A 15,643-nucleotide genomic window follows, 5' to 3' on the forward strand; every position below is an offset into this window, starting at 1 on the left:
CCACGATGCCGTGGAAATGCTGCCCATGATCGCGTGGAACGCGCGCCCATCATCCGGTGGAATCAGTGCCCACCATCCCGTGGAACACGCAACCCGACTCCATCCAGTGGCGTGGCAGGACCGCCATGCGAGCCAGCAGAAGCTCTACGAGGCCGTGACCGACTATGTCCGCCACGGCTACAACCAGGCCATGGCCGCGAAGCAGCGGCACATCGGATTCCTGATGATCCTGATGCAACGGCTCGTGACATCCAGCACGGCGGCCATTCGGGCGACCCTCGAAAAACGCCAAGCCTTGCTGGACCAGCCGCAGCTTCAGCCATCCTTGTTCGAGACAGCCGACGTTGATGAGTGGGCTGAGCTGGACGGGCAGACCCAGGTTGAGCTCGCCATCCAGACCAAGGGGTGGGAGATGGAAAAGGCCGAGGTCGAAACGCTGCTCGACCTGGCCCGCACCACGGAGGCACAGGGGACGGACGCCAAGGCTGAGGCGCTCCTCGAGCTGATCTACAAGCTTCAGCAGGAAGAGAACGATCCTGAGCTGAAGGTGCTGATCTTCACCGAGTTCGTGCCTACGCAGGCAATGCTTGCGGATTTCCTCGAAAGCCGCGGCTTTTCGGTCGCCACATTGAACGGGAGCATGGATCTAGAAGCCCGAACCTGGGCGCAGCAATCGTTCTCTCGCGATATCCGCATTCTGATCTCGACGGACGCTGGTGGCGAGGGTCTGAACCTCCAATTCTGCCACGTCATCGTGAACTTCGACATGCCGTGGAACCCTATGCGGGTCGAACAGCGCATCGGCCGCGTCGACCGTATCGGGCAGCCGCACGTGGTGCGCGCAATCAACTTCGTCCTGGAGGACACGGTCGAGCATCGCGTGCGCGAGGTTCTGGAGACGAAGCTCGCGGTCATCGCCGAAGAGTTCGGCGTAGATAAGGCCGCCGACGTAATGGACTCGGTCGAAGCAGAGCCGCTGTTTGATGAGCTCTTTGTCCAGGGGCTTCAGAACCCAGACGCCATCGAAAGCGAATGCGACGCAGTTGTGTCGCAGCTTCGGTCGACCATCGCGGAAAGCCGCAAGAGCAGCGAGCTCTTGTCGGATGAGCACCAGCTTGATGCGGACGATGCCCGCAAGTGGAGAGACCACCCGGCACAGTTCTGGCTGGAGCGGGCGATCACGACCGGACTACCCGCGCGCGGCGGAGACGCCGTCAAAGAAGCCGATGTTTGGCGGGTACGTTGGGTGGACGGCAGCGAGTCGACCAAGGTCTGCTTCGACGCGAGGACAGCCGAGGAGCGGCCCGATGTGGAATGGGTAACGCTTGAGGATCCCCGGGCTCGGGCAGTGATCAGCGATCTGCCGCGCTGCGTTTCGGGTCAACCGCTTCCTACCGTCCGGATTGCCGGCCTTCCGGAGAGTGTCCGGGGCGTATGGTCGCTGTGGGAGATCAGCCTGTCCGCCGATGATTTCAGCCGACGGCGCTTCCTATCCGTCTTCGTGAACGACGAAGGGCGAACCTTCCTGCCGACAGCGAAGCGGATCTGGGATCTTCTTCTGACGGAACGGGTCGAGACTGTCGGAGCCGTCGCCGCCGCAGATGCAAACGGCTGCTTTGACCGCTCAAAGAATGCCGCTCTCACCCAAGGCGAACGCATCTTTGCGGACATGGTGGAGGAGCATAGGGCCCGCATCCAGGAAGAGCGCGAACGTGCCAAGTACGCCTACGATGCGCGGCATCAGGCCATTGGCCGGGTCGGGCTCCAGACAGTCCGGGACTACCGTCGCAAGCGTCTGCGTGCCGACTATGACGCCCGCATGGCGCAGCTGGATGCCGCCGAGGCATACACGCCCGATCTGAACGCCGTTCTCCTGTTGCGTGTCGGCGAACCGGGAACGGCTGCATCATGAGCGCCTGGACTGATCGCATCCTGCAGGAGTTTCCTGCCGATCTTTCCCGCTTCTGGATCGCTTGTGACCCGGATGAGCTCCTGTTGGATGAGCGTATTCTGCATGGTCTGCGGGAACGGGGTTTCGAAGTACTGCCCTTCGAAGACTCCGTTGCCTTTAGAACGGAATACGAAGAGCGCTACCGGGCGGCTTGGGATCGCGGCGAGGAGGGAACATCAAAGGCGCTCGTCCTTCAACTGCGCGGGACTGATCTCAATGCGCTTCCCTGGGACTACGTCCGGATGGGCCGCAAGGTCAGCCTGAGCCTGGCCGACCTGTTTCCGAGGTTGAGCTATGGCGTAATCCGGCAAGTGGACTCCGAGCACCATGAAACCCTGTTTCTGGCACACAACAGACACGCCACTCAGCCGCTGGGAGAAGGAGCGACCAAGGACTTCATCCTGACCCATATCTTCCGCATCAGCCCTTACCTGCTCAGCAGGCCCGAGGACTTCTGGCGAGAGGTTTTGCGGCTCCATTACCGCGGCGCTGGGCTGCCGGAACTGCTCGCTAGGCATGTTGAGGGGATCTTGAAGGACTCCCGCCTTGGCGACCTGCCTATCGCTGAGCTGCTCTCGTCCAAGAGCTATATGGTGCGCGCGGTGCAGGATGCCTGGGGCCGCTTCTTGTCGCAGTATGGGATCCGCAGCGATCGGTGCTCGAACGACAAGACTGTTGAGGCATTGCCGGGCGTCTCAGTACCGTTTGAACATCCCGACGTCAGGGTCATCATCGACACCATGTTCCTCGAAGGGGCCCTTCAGCCCGTCGGTGCACCGAGTTCAACGGCTGATTTGCCAGACTGGGTCAAAGTTGGTCTGGTTGATGACCCCCACGCACTCGGCAACCTTGTCTCCGCAGGTGTGAAGAAGATCGCCGCTGACCTGCCCACGATTGAGGCAACGCATCGCGATTGGGTGGAAATGGCGCGTCGGCTCGGAGAGGTGATCTCGCGCTTCAACGGACTGAACGCGGGAGTGGCCGAACCCATAGAGCAGCAAGTCCGCACTTTGCAGCGTGACGCGGATGAGCGGTTGAAGGATTGGCTTTTCCAGCATTTCGCCGACTTGCCATCGCTTCCTGCGGCAAAGGGCCCGGTGATGGTTCATCACGTGCCGCGATATCTGGCCTTACGTCGGAATGCCGGCGAAGAACGGGTGGCTCTTTTGGTGTTCGACGGTCTGGCCATGGATCAGTGGATTCAGATCCGGGAGCATCTGGCCGCACGCGTGCCCGGTTTCTCAGCGGAGGAAGGCGGGTGTTTCGCGTGGCTGCCAACGCTGACCTCTGTGTCACGGCAGGCCCTATTTTCGGGTCTCAAGCCCCGAGAGTTCGCGAACTCGATCGAAACGACGGCGCGGGAACCGTCTTTGTGGGATCGCTTCTGGCAGGAGAACGGCCTTCGCAAGTCAGAGATCATTTATCAGAAAGGTCTGAAGCGAAACGAGCAACTGGCTGAATTGGAGGAAGCTATCTCCCGGCCGGCAACGAAGGTTGCCGGAATCGTCGTCGATATGATCGATGAGATCGTCCACGGCGCGATGTTGGGGAAGCGCGGTATCGCCGGACAGATCGGTGCGTGGTGCGATACGGGTTTCGTCGAAAAGCTATTCCTGCTCCTCGCCGAACAGGGATATGTGATTTACCTCACTGCTGACCATGGCAATGTCGATGCTGAAGGCATTGGTCGTCTTGGTCAGGGCGTAGTTTCCGAACTCAAGGGCGAAAGGGTTCGAACCTATCGCAGTGAAACTTTGGCATCGTCGGTTCCAGCCGACATTGATGCCTTCCGGTTCGATAGTCCCGGCCTACCGCCGGACTTCTTGCCGCTATACGCGGGTACGCGCGGCGCCTTCGTTCCGAAAGCTGACCAGATTGTCGCGCATGGGGGGATATCAGTCGAGGAGCTCATTGTTCCTTTTATAAAAATTAACATGCCGAAAGCGATTTGATGAGTTCGCCGTCCCCGCAAATTGGATTTGATCGTTTCATACAGTTGGATTGGGCCGCTACTGCCCTCCGCATCAGAGCAGGTATAGCCACGCTTGATGACCTTGAGGCGATGCTCGATGCCTCGCACGCCGGCATAGCGGCCAAGAAGAAGACCAGGACCGTGCTTAACCGCCTGTGGTTGGACCCTCGGCCCGACCTGATCGGTTTCGCCGATCGCGGTGTAAAATTCTATCGGGATGCTCCGGATATTTCCGTTCCGGTGCTCACCTGGGGCATGGCCCTAGCTACCTATCCGTTCTTTGGAAAAGTGGCGGAGATTGTTGGCCGTCTGGCCGCGCTCCAGGGGGATTGTACCTCCGCCGAAGTCCATCGGCGCATGGCGGAGATTTATGGCGAGCGAGAAGGCACCCGTCGCATGACAAATATGGTGCTGCAATCTCAGGCAGACTGGGGGGCAATCGTGCGGACCGACAAAGGCAAGCGGATCGTGCTTGGAAAGCCCACTGATCTGGGCGAATTGCCGGTGGCGGCCTGGATCGCTGAAGCTTGTTTGCGGTATTCTGATCGCGCGTTGCCGGTCGCGACTCTTGCTTCCCACCGTGCGCTCTATCCATTCAGCCTCGGCGATTCGATTACCTATCTCCTCTCGCAATCGCCGACAGTCGAGTTGCGGATCGATAGCGCGAGCAATCAGATTGTATCGCTCGTCGACGTTTAGGGAACAACGGGATAGAAGGGCTTGCCCCAGTCCTTGTCGGGATTGTCCATCATCAGGTCGGTGAAGACGGGCATCAGGAAGCCGAGGATCGCCGCGCCATCGCGGACCTGGGTGCGGTTGATGCCGCTGTTCCAGGTCGAGCCGCCATGAACGAGCTGGTTGCGCAGTACATATAGCCGGTCGAAGACGAAGCTGAGCACGCGCTGGGTGTCGCCGCTCTGGACGGCTTGCGCGAAGGCGCGCGAAGAGGCTTTGAAACGCTCTTCCCAGTCCTCGAAGCCGGCAATCCCGTTATGGTGCTGCCAGACCGGATTGAAAACGTAGCGGTTCTCCATCAGCAGCCGCACCGGTCCCGAAAAGCGCTGCCAGATCGCCCCATAGATGCGGCGCTGCTCGTCGAGCGCGATCAGCTTGCCAAAGAAATCGGCGAAGGCGGCGCGTTCGCCCGGCTGGATGGTCTGGAATTCACCTTCGTCGGCATATGCGGCGTTAAAGGCGATCCACAGGAAGATGAATTTGCCATCATCATCATCACAGGCCTCGGCGCGGCCGATCCAGCTGATGGCGCGATGGACGCGCAGGCCCATCGTTTCCGGAAAGCTGTCGCGGATCGCGCGCTGCTTGGTTTTCAGTTCTGCATGGGTGAGGCCCGTCTTTGTGGTCATTCCGCTTCGTTCCTGTTGCCTTATGGCAGGGCGCCAAAATCGCCCCTGCGGTGATTTTCGACCAGCGTGCGCAGCCCCTCGGGCGCGATAACCTCAACCGCATCGCCCCATTGATAGAGATGCCACGCCATCTCGAGCCAGCCCGCCGCGTGAAAGCGCACGATGAGCCCGCCATCTTCTTGCACCTCAACGGTCTGCTTTGGGTGAAAGCAGAACTCGGCCGCCCTTGTTGCGGCATGCGGCGCAAACCGCCAGATGACTTCGTCATATTGCGCCGGGTCCTGATAGACGCCGAAGGATTGCGCCGCATAGTCCTCCAGCGAAAAGCCGGGCATCAGGCTGAAGCTCTCATCCAGGGTCTGGGCGCTCAGGATCTGGTCCATCCGGAAGTTCAGCATGTCTTTGCCGCGCGCCGGCTGGCGCGCCACCAGATAGCTGCGATGGCCCAGCAGCAGCCCGTGCGGCTCGATAATCCGTTCAGGCGCATCCTCGTCGCGGTAGCGCAGCCGCAGACGAAACGGGCCGCGCAGTCCCTCGATTACGGCATCGAGCACCGCCGGCGCCAGATTGACGCGCGGGCCGGGGCGCGTCACCGAACCCATTGCCAACAGGACCGCCTCGACGTCGGCTTCGGTACGCAGCGCATCCTTTGGTGTCAGCCGCGCCAGCAATCCGTCGCGCAGGTCTTCAAGGGCCGCCGCGTGGCGTAGCCGGCCATCGCCGCGCGCCGTTCGTCCGGCAATCTCCAGCGCTTCGACCGCCGTTTCCTGGCGGGTCTGAAGCCGGTCGAGCACGGGGTCGGCAACACGCCAGCGCCGCCGGCGGTCGTCACCATCCACCGCTTCGACATTGGTGAACACGGTCTCCAGCGCATCGGTCATGCGCTGCGCCGTGCGATGCGAAATGCCGAATTCCTCGCAGATTTCATCGAGGCCGATGCCCATCCGCCGCGTGGCGGCCAGACGCGCCAGCCTGATCAGGTCCTGAGCCTTGGCGAACGACATGATCCAAATCCTGGTCACAGACTATGTCAGATATTGACACCCACGCACGCTATGGCTGAACGTGCAATCTGTCGAGATGCAAGTCTTGTTGGAGATTGCGTTCGACGAGGGGGCGGTAATGCGAACTATTGAGGGGGATCGGATACTCTTGTCCGCATCAGATCTGATGCGGTTCATGGGCTGCGCTCACGCGACCGCGCTCGATCTCGCCTATATGCATGGCAAGGGGCCAGTGCCGCGCGAAGATACCGAAGATGCCGCGCTGCTCCAGAAGCAGGGCGATGCCCACGAAGCTGCCCATCTGGCCAAGCTCAAGGCATCGAATGTGTCGGTCATCGAAATCGACCGGTCCGATCTTGCCGAGAATGCGCAGACAACCCGGGAGGCTTTGGCAAGCGGGCCGCAGATCGTCTTCCAGGGGGCGCTGCTGGGCGACAATTGGGGCGGTTGGTCGGACTTTCTCGAGCGCGTCGAGCGCCCGTCCGATCTCGGCCCCTTCAGCTACGAAGTCACTGACACCAAGCTTAAGCGGCGGCCCCATCCCAAACATGTGCTGCAGCTCGTGCTCTACTCGGATTTGCTGACCGAGATTCAGGGCGTTGCCCCCGAATTTGCCCATGTCGAACTCGGTGATGGCAGCCGGGCGCAGCTACGGCTCGCGGACTATCAGGCCTATGCGCGCATGGCGCGTCAGCGGCTCGAGGCTTTCCTGGAAAACCCGGCGCCGACCCGGCCGATCCCTTGTGCCGATTGTGGGCTGTGCCGCTGGGGCGATCACTGCGAAAGCCAGTGGCAGGCCGAGGATAGCCTGTTCAACGTCGCCAACATTACCCGGACCCAGGTCAAGAAGCTCGAGGCGGCTGGCATCACCACCATGGAGCGGCTGGCCGGGCTCGATCATCCCATCCGCGGCATGGCCGAGACCACCCGGATACGGCTGGTGACGCAGGCGCGCCTGCAGCACGCCCGCAAGACAGGGGCGCCGGCCTTCGAGTTGCGCGAGGCAGAACCCGGCAAAGGCTTCGATCTTCTGCCCGCGCCGCAGCCGGGCGATCTTTTCTACGATATCGAGGGCGATCCGCATTACGAAGGCGGTCTCGAATATCTCCATGGCGTCTGGTTCGACGGCCAGTTCAAGGCTTTCTGGGCGCATGACCATGGCGCCGAAGCGCGGGCCTTGGCGGACCTTCTGGAGTTTTTCCGGCAAAGGCTCGCGGCCCATCCCGAAGCGCGCATCTATCACTATGCGCCCTATGAGATCACCGCCTTGCGGCGGCTGACCGCCCAATATGGAATCGGCGAGGCCTTTCTCGATCGCCTGCTGCGCGAGCGGCGTTTTGTCGATCTTTTCGCGGTGGTGCGCGGCGCGCTGATCGGCTCGGAAGCCAATTACTCGATCAAGTCGATGGAAGCCTTCTATGGCCGGGTGCGCGAAGGTGAGGTCAAAACCGCCGGCGGCTCGGTCGTTGCCTATGAGCGCTGGCGAGAAACCGGCGAACAAACGATCCTCGACGAGATCGAAGACTATAACCGCATCGACTGCATCTCGACCGAGGAGCTGCGCGACTGGTTGGTGAGCATCCGTCCCGCCGCGCCCTGGCCGGTGCTGGCGATCGATGCCGGCGACAAGGAAGTCGAGGAGGACGCCGATACGCAGGCGCTTCGCGCGAAGCTTGCCACATCCGGTCTGCCGCAGGAGCGGCAAGACATGTTGTTCAACCTCGGCCTGTTCCACAAGCGCGAGGCCAAGCCGGCGCAATGGGCGGTTTTCGACAGCGCTGGCAAGGACGAGGATGAGCTGATCGACGATCTCGATGCGTTGGCCGGTCTGGAAGCCATGAATCCGGCAGAATCCGTCAAACGCTCGGTGCTGCGCCGCTATCGTTTTCCGCTTCAGGAGACCAAGCTGCGGGCCGGCCGCAAAGCGACGGTTCCGGTCATCGACGGGCCGCCGGCCACTGTCAGCATCGAAGAGCTCGACCGCAGTGAGCGGATCATCGCGATCAAGGCGGGGGCGGCCAAAGCGCATCTTTTGACCGATCGTCTGACGCTCCACCCCGACTGGCCGCTCAATACGGACGTCATTGCCGCGGCCCTGCGCGATGTAATCGACGATCAATGCGGCGTGCGTCGACTGACGGCGCTCGATGATTTGCTTGCGCGCACGGCCCCGCGTCTGGTGACGGGACCCCGCGCCGATCTGCTCGATGGCGACGATCCCTTGACCGGCACGATCGCGGCGATCGCCGCCATGGATGGCACCGTGCTGCCCATCCAGGGGCCGCCGGGAACCGGCAAGACCTATGTCACCGCGCGGGCAATCCTTGCGCTGGTGCGCCAGGGGCACCGTGTTGGCGTGGCCTCGAACAGCCATGAGGCGATCCGCAATGTGCTGATGGGGTGTCTTGCCGCGCAAAATGATGACGATCCTGTCCCGGGCCTGTGCATCGGCCACAAGGTCAGCAGCGGCGAAGACGGTTATCCGGACGACTGTACCGGCGTCATCCGCTCGACGGCCAATGACGATTCCCTCTGGAGCCGCGCCCATGTGATCGGCGGCACCGCCTTCTTTTTTGCCCGATCCGAGCACGAGCAGGCGCTCGACTGGCTCTTCATCGATGAAGCCGGGCAAGTGGGGCTGGCCAATATGGTCGCCATGGGGCACTGCGCGCGCAACATCGTTTTGGTCGGCGATCCGCGGCAATTGCCGCAGGTCATCCAGGGCGCTCATCCCGATCCGGCCAACCTTTCCTGTCTCGAGTGGATGCTGGGCGAGCACGCCACCATCCCGCCCGATCGCGGCATCTTTCTGCCGGTCTCACGCCGCATGCATCCCGATGTCTGCGGGTTTATTTCGCGGCAGGTCTATGAAGGCAGGCTCGTTAGCGCGCCCGATACAGCCGTCCAGGCAGTCCGCGGGACGGGCTTTCCTGAAGCTGGTGCTTTCTGGGTGCCGGTCGTCCATGAGGGCAATGCCCAGATCGCAGCCGAGGAAGTCGCTGCCATTCAGGCTGCGATCGACGATCTGCTCTCGGGAAGCTGGACCGATAAGGATGGGACAACGCGCGCCCTTGAGCCCGCCGATATTATCGTCGTTGCGCCCTATAATGCACAGGTCAATGCCCTGCAGGACGCCTTACCCGCTGGCATTCGTGTCGGCACGGTCGACAAATTCCAGGGGCAGGAAGCACCCGTTTGCTTGGTTTCCATGACCGCCTCCTCGGTCGAGGAAACCCCGCGCGGCATGGATTTCCTGTTCTCGCTCAATCGCATCAACGTCGCTGTCTCGCGCGCCAAAGGCCTGGCGCTCGTCTTCGGGGCGCCGCGGCTGCGCGAAGCAAAATGCAACACCGTTGAACAGATGCGCCTCGTCAACACGCTATGCGCATTGCCTGAATTCACACAAATCGAAGGAAGAAATCCATGAGCGACAACGACTGGTTTGTGATGCGTCCGCAGAAAGCTCAAGCCTATGGCCGCCCTGAGGCCGAGGGTTTCCTGGTCCGCAAGGGGTCAACGGCAATGCGGGAAGGCACCCCACGTGTGAAGCGGGATCGCGAGGAGCGGGACCGGTTGGTGCGGCAGGGGGTCCTCGTGCCGGATACTGATCCGGACTTGTACCGCTTTTCGCGCGACCATCTCTTCGGCAGCTCGAGTGTCGCTGGTGGAATTGTCAAGGACGGCAATTGCAGCGGGCCCCAGAGCTGGAGCCGGCCAAGTGACGGAAAGACGATCAAGGACGTATTCGGCTAGTGGTCCAATTCGTGATGTTTAGGCGAATTAGGTCCTGAGGGAAAATGGACCGCCAATAGGTTTTATGTAGAACAGATCGGACGCGCACGAAGCCATGAACCAAAAAAGGAATGCTGGAGCCGAAGAGGCGCATATGACAGGTGAGGCTTGGGCTGCGTTCATTGACGCCGAGCTTCAATCGACATGTAAGGCGTATCTTGAGAAGCCGGCCTTTCTTTTAGGGCATTCACGCACCGAACAGCAGACCACGGCAGATTATGCCGGCCGCGAACTCTTGGAGCTTGTTCAGAATGCGGCAGACGCCGCCAGTGAAATGGGCGGCTCTGGACGGGTCCTGATCGAGGTGACGCAGGAGGCCCTTTATGTAGCCAACACCGGGCAGCCGTTCCGCAGAGGTGGTGTAGCGTCGTTAATGACCGCCCATACCAGCGACAAGCCGACCCGCGCCGCGCGGATGATCGGCGCAAAAGGCTTAGGATTTCGTGCGATCCTGAATTGGACCGAGGCCCCGATCGTCAGTAGCGGTGCTCTTGAGTTGGGATTTTCGCGAACCCATGCGCGTGCAGTGGTTGCCAAACTGGCGCGCCAGAACGCCGAGATTGCGGCCAACTTCAGCGGGGCCAATCCCAACTTGCCGCCGTTGCTCGTATTTCCTGCTGCCGGCACGGAACTGGAGACTCTCGAGTGCGGTACGCAGACCGTGGTGCAGCATGCCCGTAAACTTCGCCAAGATGGCTACGATACGGTCATTGCAGCGCCTCTCGGGAGCGCCAGTGCATTAAAGCGCGCTATCGAGCAAGCAGGCCAATTCCAGCCCAGTTTTCTCTTGTTTGTCCGGGCGCTGGAAGAGATCCGTATTCGGGTCCCGGACTGTGATGAGAAGTGCTGGATCAAAGAGTTGAAGGACAATGGCGATGTATCGCTATGGCTCGAATGTGGCCCAGATACCAGCACACAGGATTGGATCGTCAGGCAACAGGTGGGATCTATTGGAGAGGGCGAGAACGAACGGGAATTCGAGCTCGCCATAGCTATTAGGAGCGATGAAACGAACAAGCCGGGCAAACTGCACAGCTTCTTCCCGACCTCTCTGCCGCTACCCTTTTCTGGCCTCTTTCACGCTACGCTGGAACTCGACTCTAGCCGCAAGACCATCAATGAAAATTCGCAGCACAACAACGAGGTGCTGCAGGCCCTTGGTCGTCTTCACGCCGAAATGTTGGCCGAACTCCGTAAATCGGCCCGCATTTCCGAGCCGTTGAACTGGCTCATTGCGCATCAGGAATTTCCCGATGCGCTGAAACCAGTTTCAGAGGCAGCGTGGCTGCGGGCAAGAGACCTGCCTATCGTGCAATGCATGGATGGTGCTTGGCGTAAAGCCGTCAATGCACGAATTGGTCCGGTCCGATATGCTGAATACCTTCCGCCACGGCTTTTCGGCCAACTTGCCCGGATCAAGGCCGCCAACACCGAGGCCCTTCTTAGGCACGAACTCGGTGTGCCAATGGTCGACACAAAAGACATTATTAGCACGCTTCGGAGCGCCGATCTCAGCTTCTCGGAGCGCGCAAAAGCGATTGTGGGCATTGCGAAGACCTTTCCCGAAGACAAACATGATCGGCGTCTACTGATCGACATAAAGGGTAAGGAGATGCCTTCGACAGCCACGGCATTTCCGCCTCCCGCCGATGAAGCTAAGCGGCATGGGCTTCCCGATTGGGCAAACGCGCGGTTTATCCATCCAGAGCTTTGGTCCGAACTTCTGGCTGAGGTGTCGGGAAACGTTGTCCGCGATAAAATCCATGCGCTTAGGGGATTTCGGGTCGTCGAATATAGTGCGGAGGCCGTTATTTCGGCGATTCGCAGCAGAGTTTCGGAACTCCTGAAGAAAAACCGAAGCAATCCTGATCACTTGCAAGCCAGTCTGCTGGCTACCGTTTATTCCTTGCATGATCGGACGCGGAACAGACCACAAGGGGTCTTTCGGGTGCGGTGCAAAGACGGACAATGGCGTGACATCACAACCGTACACCTCTCTGAGAACTACGGAAAAGTCGGGCGAACTACGGCGGCTCTTTATTCCGGCCAGCCGGAGCTGCTCATCGGCACGCCACATGAGAATGGATTTAGCGAAGAGCCGGATGACTTGGCAGATTTCCTCGTGTGGCTGGGGATCAATCCATGGCCGCGGAGAATTACAGAGCCTTTGCCAGAGAAATGGCGTCAATCGATCGTCGACACGCTGCCTGAGACCGTTCAGGTCACCGACGGAAACACGTCGAGAGAGGTCAAGCGGTCGGACTTGTCCTGGGGCTATACGGCCAAGGCAACTCACGACACTGTTGAGGCGCTTGACCGAATTCTCAGCGGCGCACCGTCAGAAGCAATTCTGGCGTGGCTTGCCCAAGATCCGCGTCTCGACCCGCTTGTGCCCGTTCCGGCCTTTAGCGTGCAGCTAGAAGCCCGAGATAATGGGTTATCGAAGTTTCGAACATATGAGGGCACTCTGCCCAACACGGTTCATCTCGATATCCAGACAAGCGCATGGCTCGATTGCCAAGACGGCCAGCGTCACGCGCCCCGAGACACAATGATCGAACCAGGGGTACTTTCTGCGCTGTTCCAGGCGCCACGTGCAGCCAATTCGTCGAGCGAGCTGGAGTTCGGCCTGGACAAAGCTCATTGGCGGCGAGGTCTGGAGCGCGCCGGTGTCGTTCGCAATCTTGATGATCTCCCAGAACCACACGTCTACCGGCTCCTGTCTTCGCTTCCGTCACGGCAGATAAAGCCAGAGGTCGGCAGCAGGCTCTTCCTGCAAATCTTGGAGCGCGAAACATTCGATCCCGAACTTGGAGGGGCGGACGGAATCGCCTTTCGGGCCAAGGGCCAACTGCCTATCCAACTGGAAGGACGACGAGTTTGGGCTGATCGTGAGGGCGTTTACTACGCTCAGCGTGATGACTTCCCTTCGGCTGCAAAGCCACACCTGCGCCTCCTCGATCTGCCATCTCGTCGGAATGCCAAACAGGTCCTGGCACGTTTCGGTGTTGCAACCTTGCAGAAGGATGCCCTCAATCTGAGAATTTGCTCGCTGGACGAGGTGGAGGAGGGAGATTCGATAGCTCTACGTTCGCGGTTCCGTGATTCCAAGCCTTACATAATGGCGCTGCGAAAGGCTTTATCTCCCGACGGCACTCACCTGCGCCGCTTCGAAGCGGTTCAGCTCAAAGTCGCGCGCCGCGCCGAAATGGAACTCGCGATCGATGATGCTAAGATTGTAGAGGAGTTGGACCCATGGCGTCACAGCTTCGATGATGACGCGATGATCATAACGGTCGACGATACGGGCTCTTTCGAGGAAATGATGGATCTCGGATGCCATGCAATGGCGGATGGGCTTGCTGAGCTTTTTGAGCTGCAGAGCGGTGCAGATTTCGTGCCATTCCTGACTTCTTCGACCGATGCATTGCGTCGTGCCCATCTCCAACGTGCTCTGCCTTCACTTCGCGAGGACGAACTTGCCTCGTTGATCGGTGGCGTTGATCAGGCGTTTGTTTCACCGTTTGCGCCGGACGTAGATGCCGAGACCTTGGCTTCGGGTCCTGCTCCGGCCCGAACAAATTCGCGCGGAACGGCAACCGCTTCGATGGGAGATAGTGGGGGTGATGAGCACGATCGCGTCCCGAACCAGGTATCAAGCGAATCTGACCCTTCCGAGGTGGAGCTATCCGTTCATCAGCGGCAGCCGCAGAACAATTCATCACAGGTGCGCGCGATCTTCCCTCGCCGAACGCTGCGGGTCGCGGGGCCTACAGGTCACGTTCCAAGTCCAATTGGCTCTGATCCCAACCGTGCCGCCGATGCGGAGCATTGGACAGCGGCGTTCGAGCGCGCCGACGGCCGTTGGCCTCTGCTCGTTGCCCACCTGCAAGGATCGAGAGCTTTTGGGTGCGACTATCTCTCCTTTGATAGTGAAGAGGATTGCACCGAATTCCAGAGGGATCCGGATCGGATCGATCTGGTCAGCCGGTTCATCGAGACGAAGTCCGGCAGCGTGCGTTTTTCGGACAACGAATGGATAGCCGCCAACAGTCTTGGCGAACGATATCACATTTACAGAATCAGCTTTAGCGCGGCAGGGCGCAGTCAAGCCCAACTGACTATTGTGCAGAATCCGTCGGCACGAGCAGAGGCAATAAGGACCGAGAGAGAGTTGTTGGTCGACAAGGTGAAGGGCCGAGAGGAGTTCGACCTAGTTGCCGTCGCCAATCCCGCAGAGGACGGGCGTTCTGGAGAGCACGTGGCCACTGTCGCTGCGACATGAGGCTGGAGAAGGCTCGACGTCAGGCCTACGGCCCCTCGGCACTTCCACTGTTGTGATCGATCGGCGTGCCGGAAAAGTCGCCGGCACGCCGATCTGTGATGCGGGAGCTTGTGGTGCTTCCGCGGGGCGGCTGGACCTGATGGCGGCCAGCCTGGTGGGCTTCCTGCGGGTTCGCCGCCATTCCCACCACCATGCTCGATCCGCCCCACAGTGCGGCGTCTCCCATGGTCCCCGCGCTTATCGGGTCCGGGTCCCCATTGCTTGCTCAGGCGTCCGGTTCGGCGATCGGCGCCAGCGTGTCAATTTCGGCGATCTTCTGGAACTCGCCGAGATATTCCTGGCGGTGGCTGGCGAGCCAGCGCGCCACCCGGCCATTGGCCAAAAGCTTGGCGACATAGCCGCGCGCCACCGTCAGATGCAGATTGTCGACCCCATAGGTTTCTTCGACCGATTTGACCTGCGTCTGCAGCGCCGCCAGTTCGCGCTCCATGCGCGCGATCTGCTGGCCTGACGGCGTCGGTATGCCGGCGCCTTTACCTTTCCTGGCCGTCGCCAGCTGATTGTCCGGGGTCGCCGCGCGAAGGGCGCGGGCAAACATGATCGAAAAATTGTTCTGCCCGATCATCAGGTCCGCCGCCTCAATCTGCCGCACCGCCGACATCTGCCGCAATATGTCGAACACCCTCATCGAGCAGGGCGTGTCTTTCAGCATCTCGGCCGCTTCGGCGCTGATGCCGTCGAGCAGGCGAAAGCGCCGGATGACCGATTCCACCTGCAGGTTCAGCGCCTCGGCAATGTCGGCCGCCGGCACGCCGCGCTCCATGGCCCGCGCGATCATCCGGTGCTCCTGGATCGGCGGGATCCGGTTGACCCGCTTGTTATAGGTATAGGTATCGTCTTCGGTCGCGATCAGGCATTCGACCTCTACAATGCCAAGTTGCTTCAGCGCCTCAATCCGCAAATGCCCGTCGAGCAGGAAGTAGGAGCCGGTCCTGGAAGTGTCGGCTATGACCACCGGGGCCTCGACCAGCCCGATCGCCTTGATCGAAGAGAGCACCTGCGCGAAGCTCCGGCCCTCGCGCGCGCCCTCGGGCAGCGTCTTGAGCGGCACGATGCTTGCCACCGCTATGGTCACAAACTGGCTATCGAACCCCTGACGGATGCGCTCGCCCGAACCCTCGGTGCGGATTCCACGGATGATGGGCATCGATTCCACGCGATCGTGGGCATGGATTCCACGGCATCGTGGGCATCGATTCCACGCCTCGGGCAGCC

9 protein-coding genes are annotated in these 15,643 nt (G+C 60.6%); 6 read left to right on the forward strand and 3 right to left on the reverse strand.

The window, feature by feature from the left end:
• The 3 genes from EV666_RS17340 to EV666_RS17350 form a co-directional block, all read left to right on the forward strand.
• Window positions 1-1,912 (forward strand): helicase-related protein (locus tag EV666_RS17340; protein ID WP_165910069.1); only part of this gene is annotated, 1,912 nt, incomplete at its 5' end.
• Window positions 1,909-3,903, forward strand: coding sequence for a BREX-3 system phosphatase PglZ (gene pglZ / locus EV666_RS17345; protein ID WP_132010795.1), 1,995 nt, complete (start codon window positions 1,909-1,911; stop codon window positions 3,901-3,903). The genes EV666_RS17340 and pglZ, both read left to right, overlap by 4 nt.
• Window positions 3,903-4,622, forward strand: a complete 720-nt coding sequence (locus tag EV666_RS17350; protein WP_132010797.1) for a hypothetical protein — start codon at window positions 3,903-3,905, stop codon at window positions 4,620-4,622. Before pglZ ends, EV666_RS17350 begins: the two co-directional genes overlap by 1 nt.
• Here EV666_RS17350 and EV666_RS17355 read toward each other — a convergent pair.
• Together EV666_RS17355 and EV666_RS17360 are read right to left on the reverse strand one after the other, a co-directional pair.
• On the reverse strand, window positions 4,619-5,287 hold the full coding sequence (locus EV666_RS17355) for a HEPN domain-containing protein (protein ID WP_245514506.1): 669 nt from the start codon (window positions 5,285-5,287) through the stop codon (window positions 4,619-4,621). The genes EV666_RS17350 and EV666_RS17355 overlap by 4 nt on opposite strands.
• Before the next feature lie 20 nt (window positions 5,288-5,307).
• Window positions 5,308-6,291, reverse strand: a complete 984-nt coding sequence (locus EV666_RS17360) for a helix-turn-helix transcriptional regulator (protein WP_132010799.1) — start codon at window positions 6,289-6,291, stop codon at window positions 5,308-5,310.
• Window positions 6,292-6,439: 148 nt separating this feature from the next.
• On the opposite strand from EV666_RS17360, the gene EV666_RS17365 reads away from it, so the two are divergent.
• The 3 genes from EV666_RS17365 to EV666_RS17375 all read left to right on the forward strand — a co-directional run bounded on the left by EV666_RS17365 (window position 6,440) and on the right by EV666_RS17375 (window position 14,368).
• Window positions 6,440-9,718, forward strand: a complete 3,279-nt coding sequence (locus EV666_RS17365; protein ID WP_245514507.1) for a TM0106 family RecB-like putative nuclease — start codon at window positions 6,440-6,442, stop codon at window positions 9,716-9,718.
• A complete protein-coding gene (locus EV666_RS18710) occupies window positions 9,715-10,044 on the forward strand; it encodes a DUF4357 domain-containing protein (protein ID WP_245427064.1) in 330 nt (109 codons plus the stop codon). Before EV666_RS17365 ends, EV666_RS18710 begins: the two co-directional genes overlap by 4 nt.
• Window positions 10,045-10,177: 133 nt before the next feature.
• Window positions 10,178-14,368 carry a sacsin N-terminal ATP-binding-like domain-containing protein gene (locus EV666_RS17375; RefSeq protein WP_132010801.1) on the forward strand — a complete coding sequence of 1,397 codons (4,191 nt, stop codon included), beginning with the start codon at window positions 10,178-10,180 and terminating at the stop codon, window positions 14,366-14,368.
• Window positions 14,369-14,633: 265 nt separating this feature from the next.
• Here the strand turns inward: EV666_RS17375 and EV666_RS17380 are convergent, their stop codons facing one another.
• Window positions 14,634-15,575, reverse strand: coding sequence for a plasmid partitioning protein RepB C-terminal domain-containing protein (locus EV666_RS17380; protein ID WP_132010803.1), 942 nt, complete (start codon window positions 15,573-15,575; stop codon window positions 14,634-14,636).
• Window positions 15,576-15,643 lie beyond the last annotated feature (68 nt).

Origin of the sequence: Camelimonas lactis, from assembly GCF_004342915.1 — a bacterium.
In the GTDB taxonomy this organism is placed as follows: domain Bacteria; phylum Pseudomonadota; class Alphaproteobacteria; order Rhizobiales; family Beijerinckiaceae; genus Camelimonas; species Camelimonas lactis.

Bases quoted from the DNA above. Each gene is read 5' to 3' on its own strand.
- pglZ (WP_132010795.1), top strand. From the start codon at position 1,909: ATGAGCGCCTGGACTGATCGCATCCTGCAGGAGTTTCCTGCCGATCTT.
- EV666_RS17350 (WP_132010797.1), top strand. From the start codon at position 3,903: ATGAGTTCGCCGTCCCCGCAAATTGGATTTGATCGTTTCATACAGTTG.
- EV666_RS17355 (WP_245514506.1), bottom strand. From the start codon at position 5,287: ATGACCACAAAGACGGGCCTCACCCATGCAGAACTGAAAACCAAGCAG.
- EV666_RS17360 (WP_132010799.1), bottom strand. From the start codon at position 6,291: ATGTCGTTCGCCAAGGCTCAGGACCTGATCAGGCTGGCGCGTCTGGCC.
- EV666_RS18710 (WP_245427064.1), top strand. From the start codon at position 9,715: ATGAGCGACAACGACTGGTTTGTGATGCGTCCGCAGAAAGCTCAAGCC.
- EV666_RS17375 (WP_132010801.1), top strand. From the start codon at position 10,178: ATGACAGGTGAGGCTTGGGCTGCGTTCATTGACGCCGAGCTTCAATCG.
- EV666_RS17380 (WP_132010803.1), bottom strand. From the start codon at position 15,575: ATGCCCATCATCCGTGGAATCCGCACCGAGGGTTCGGGCGAGCGCATC.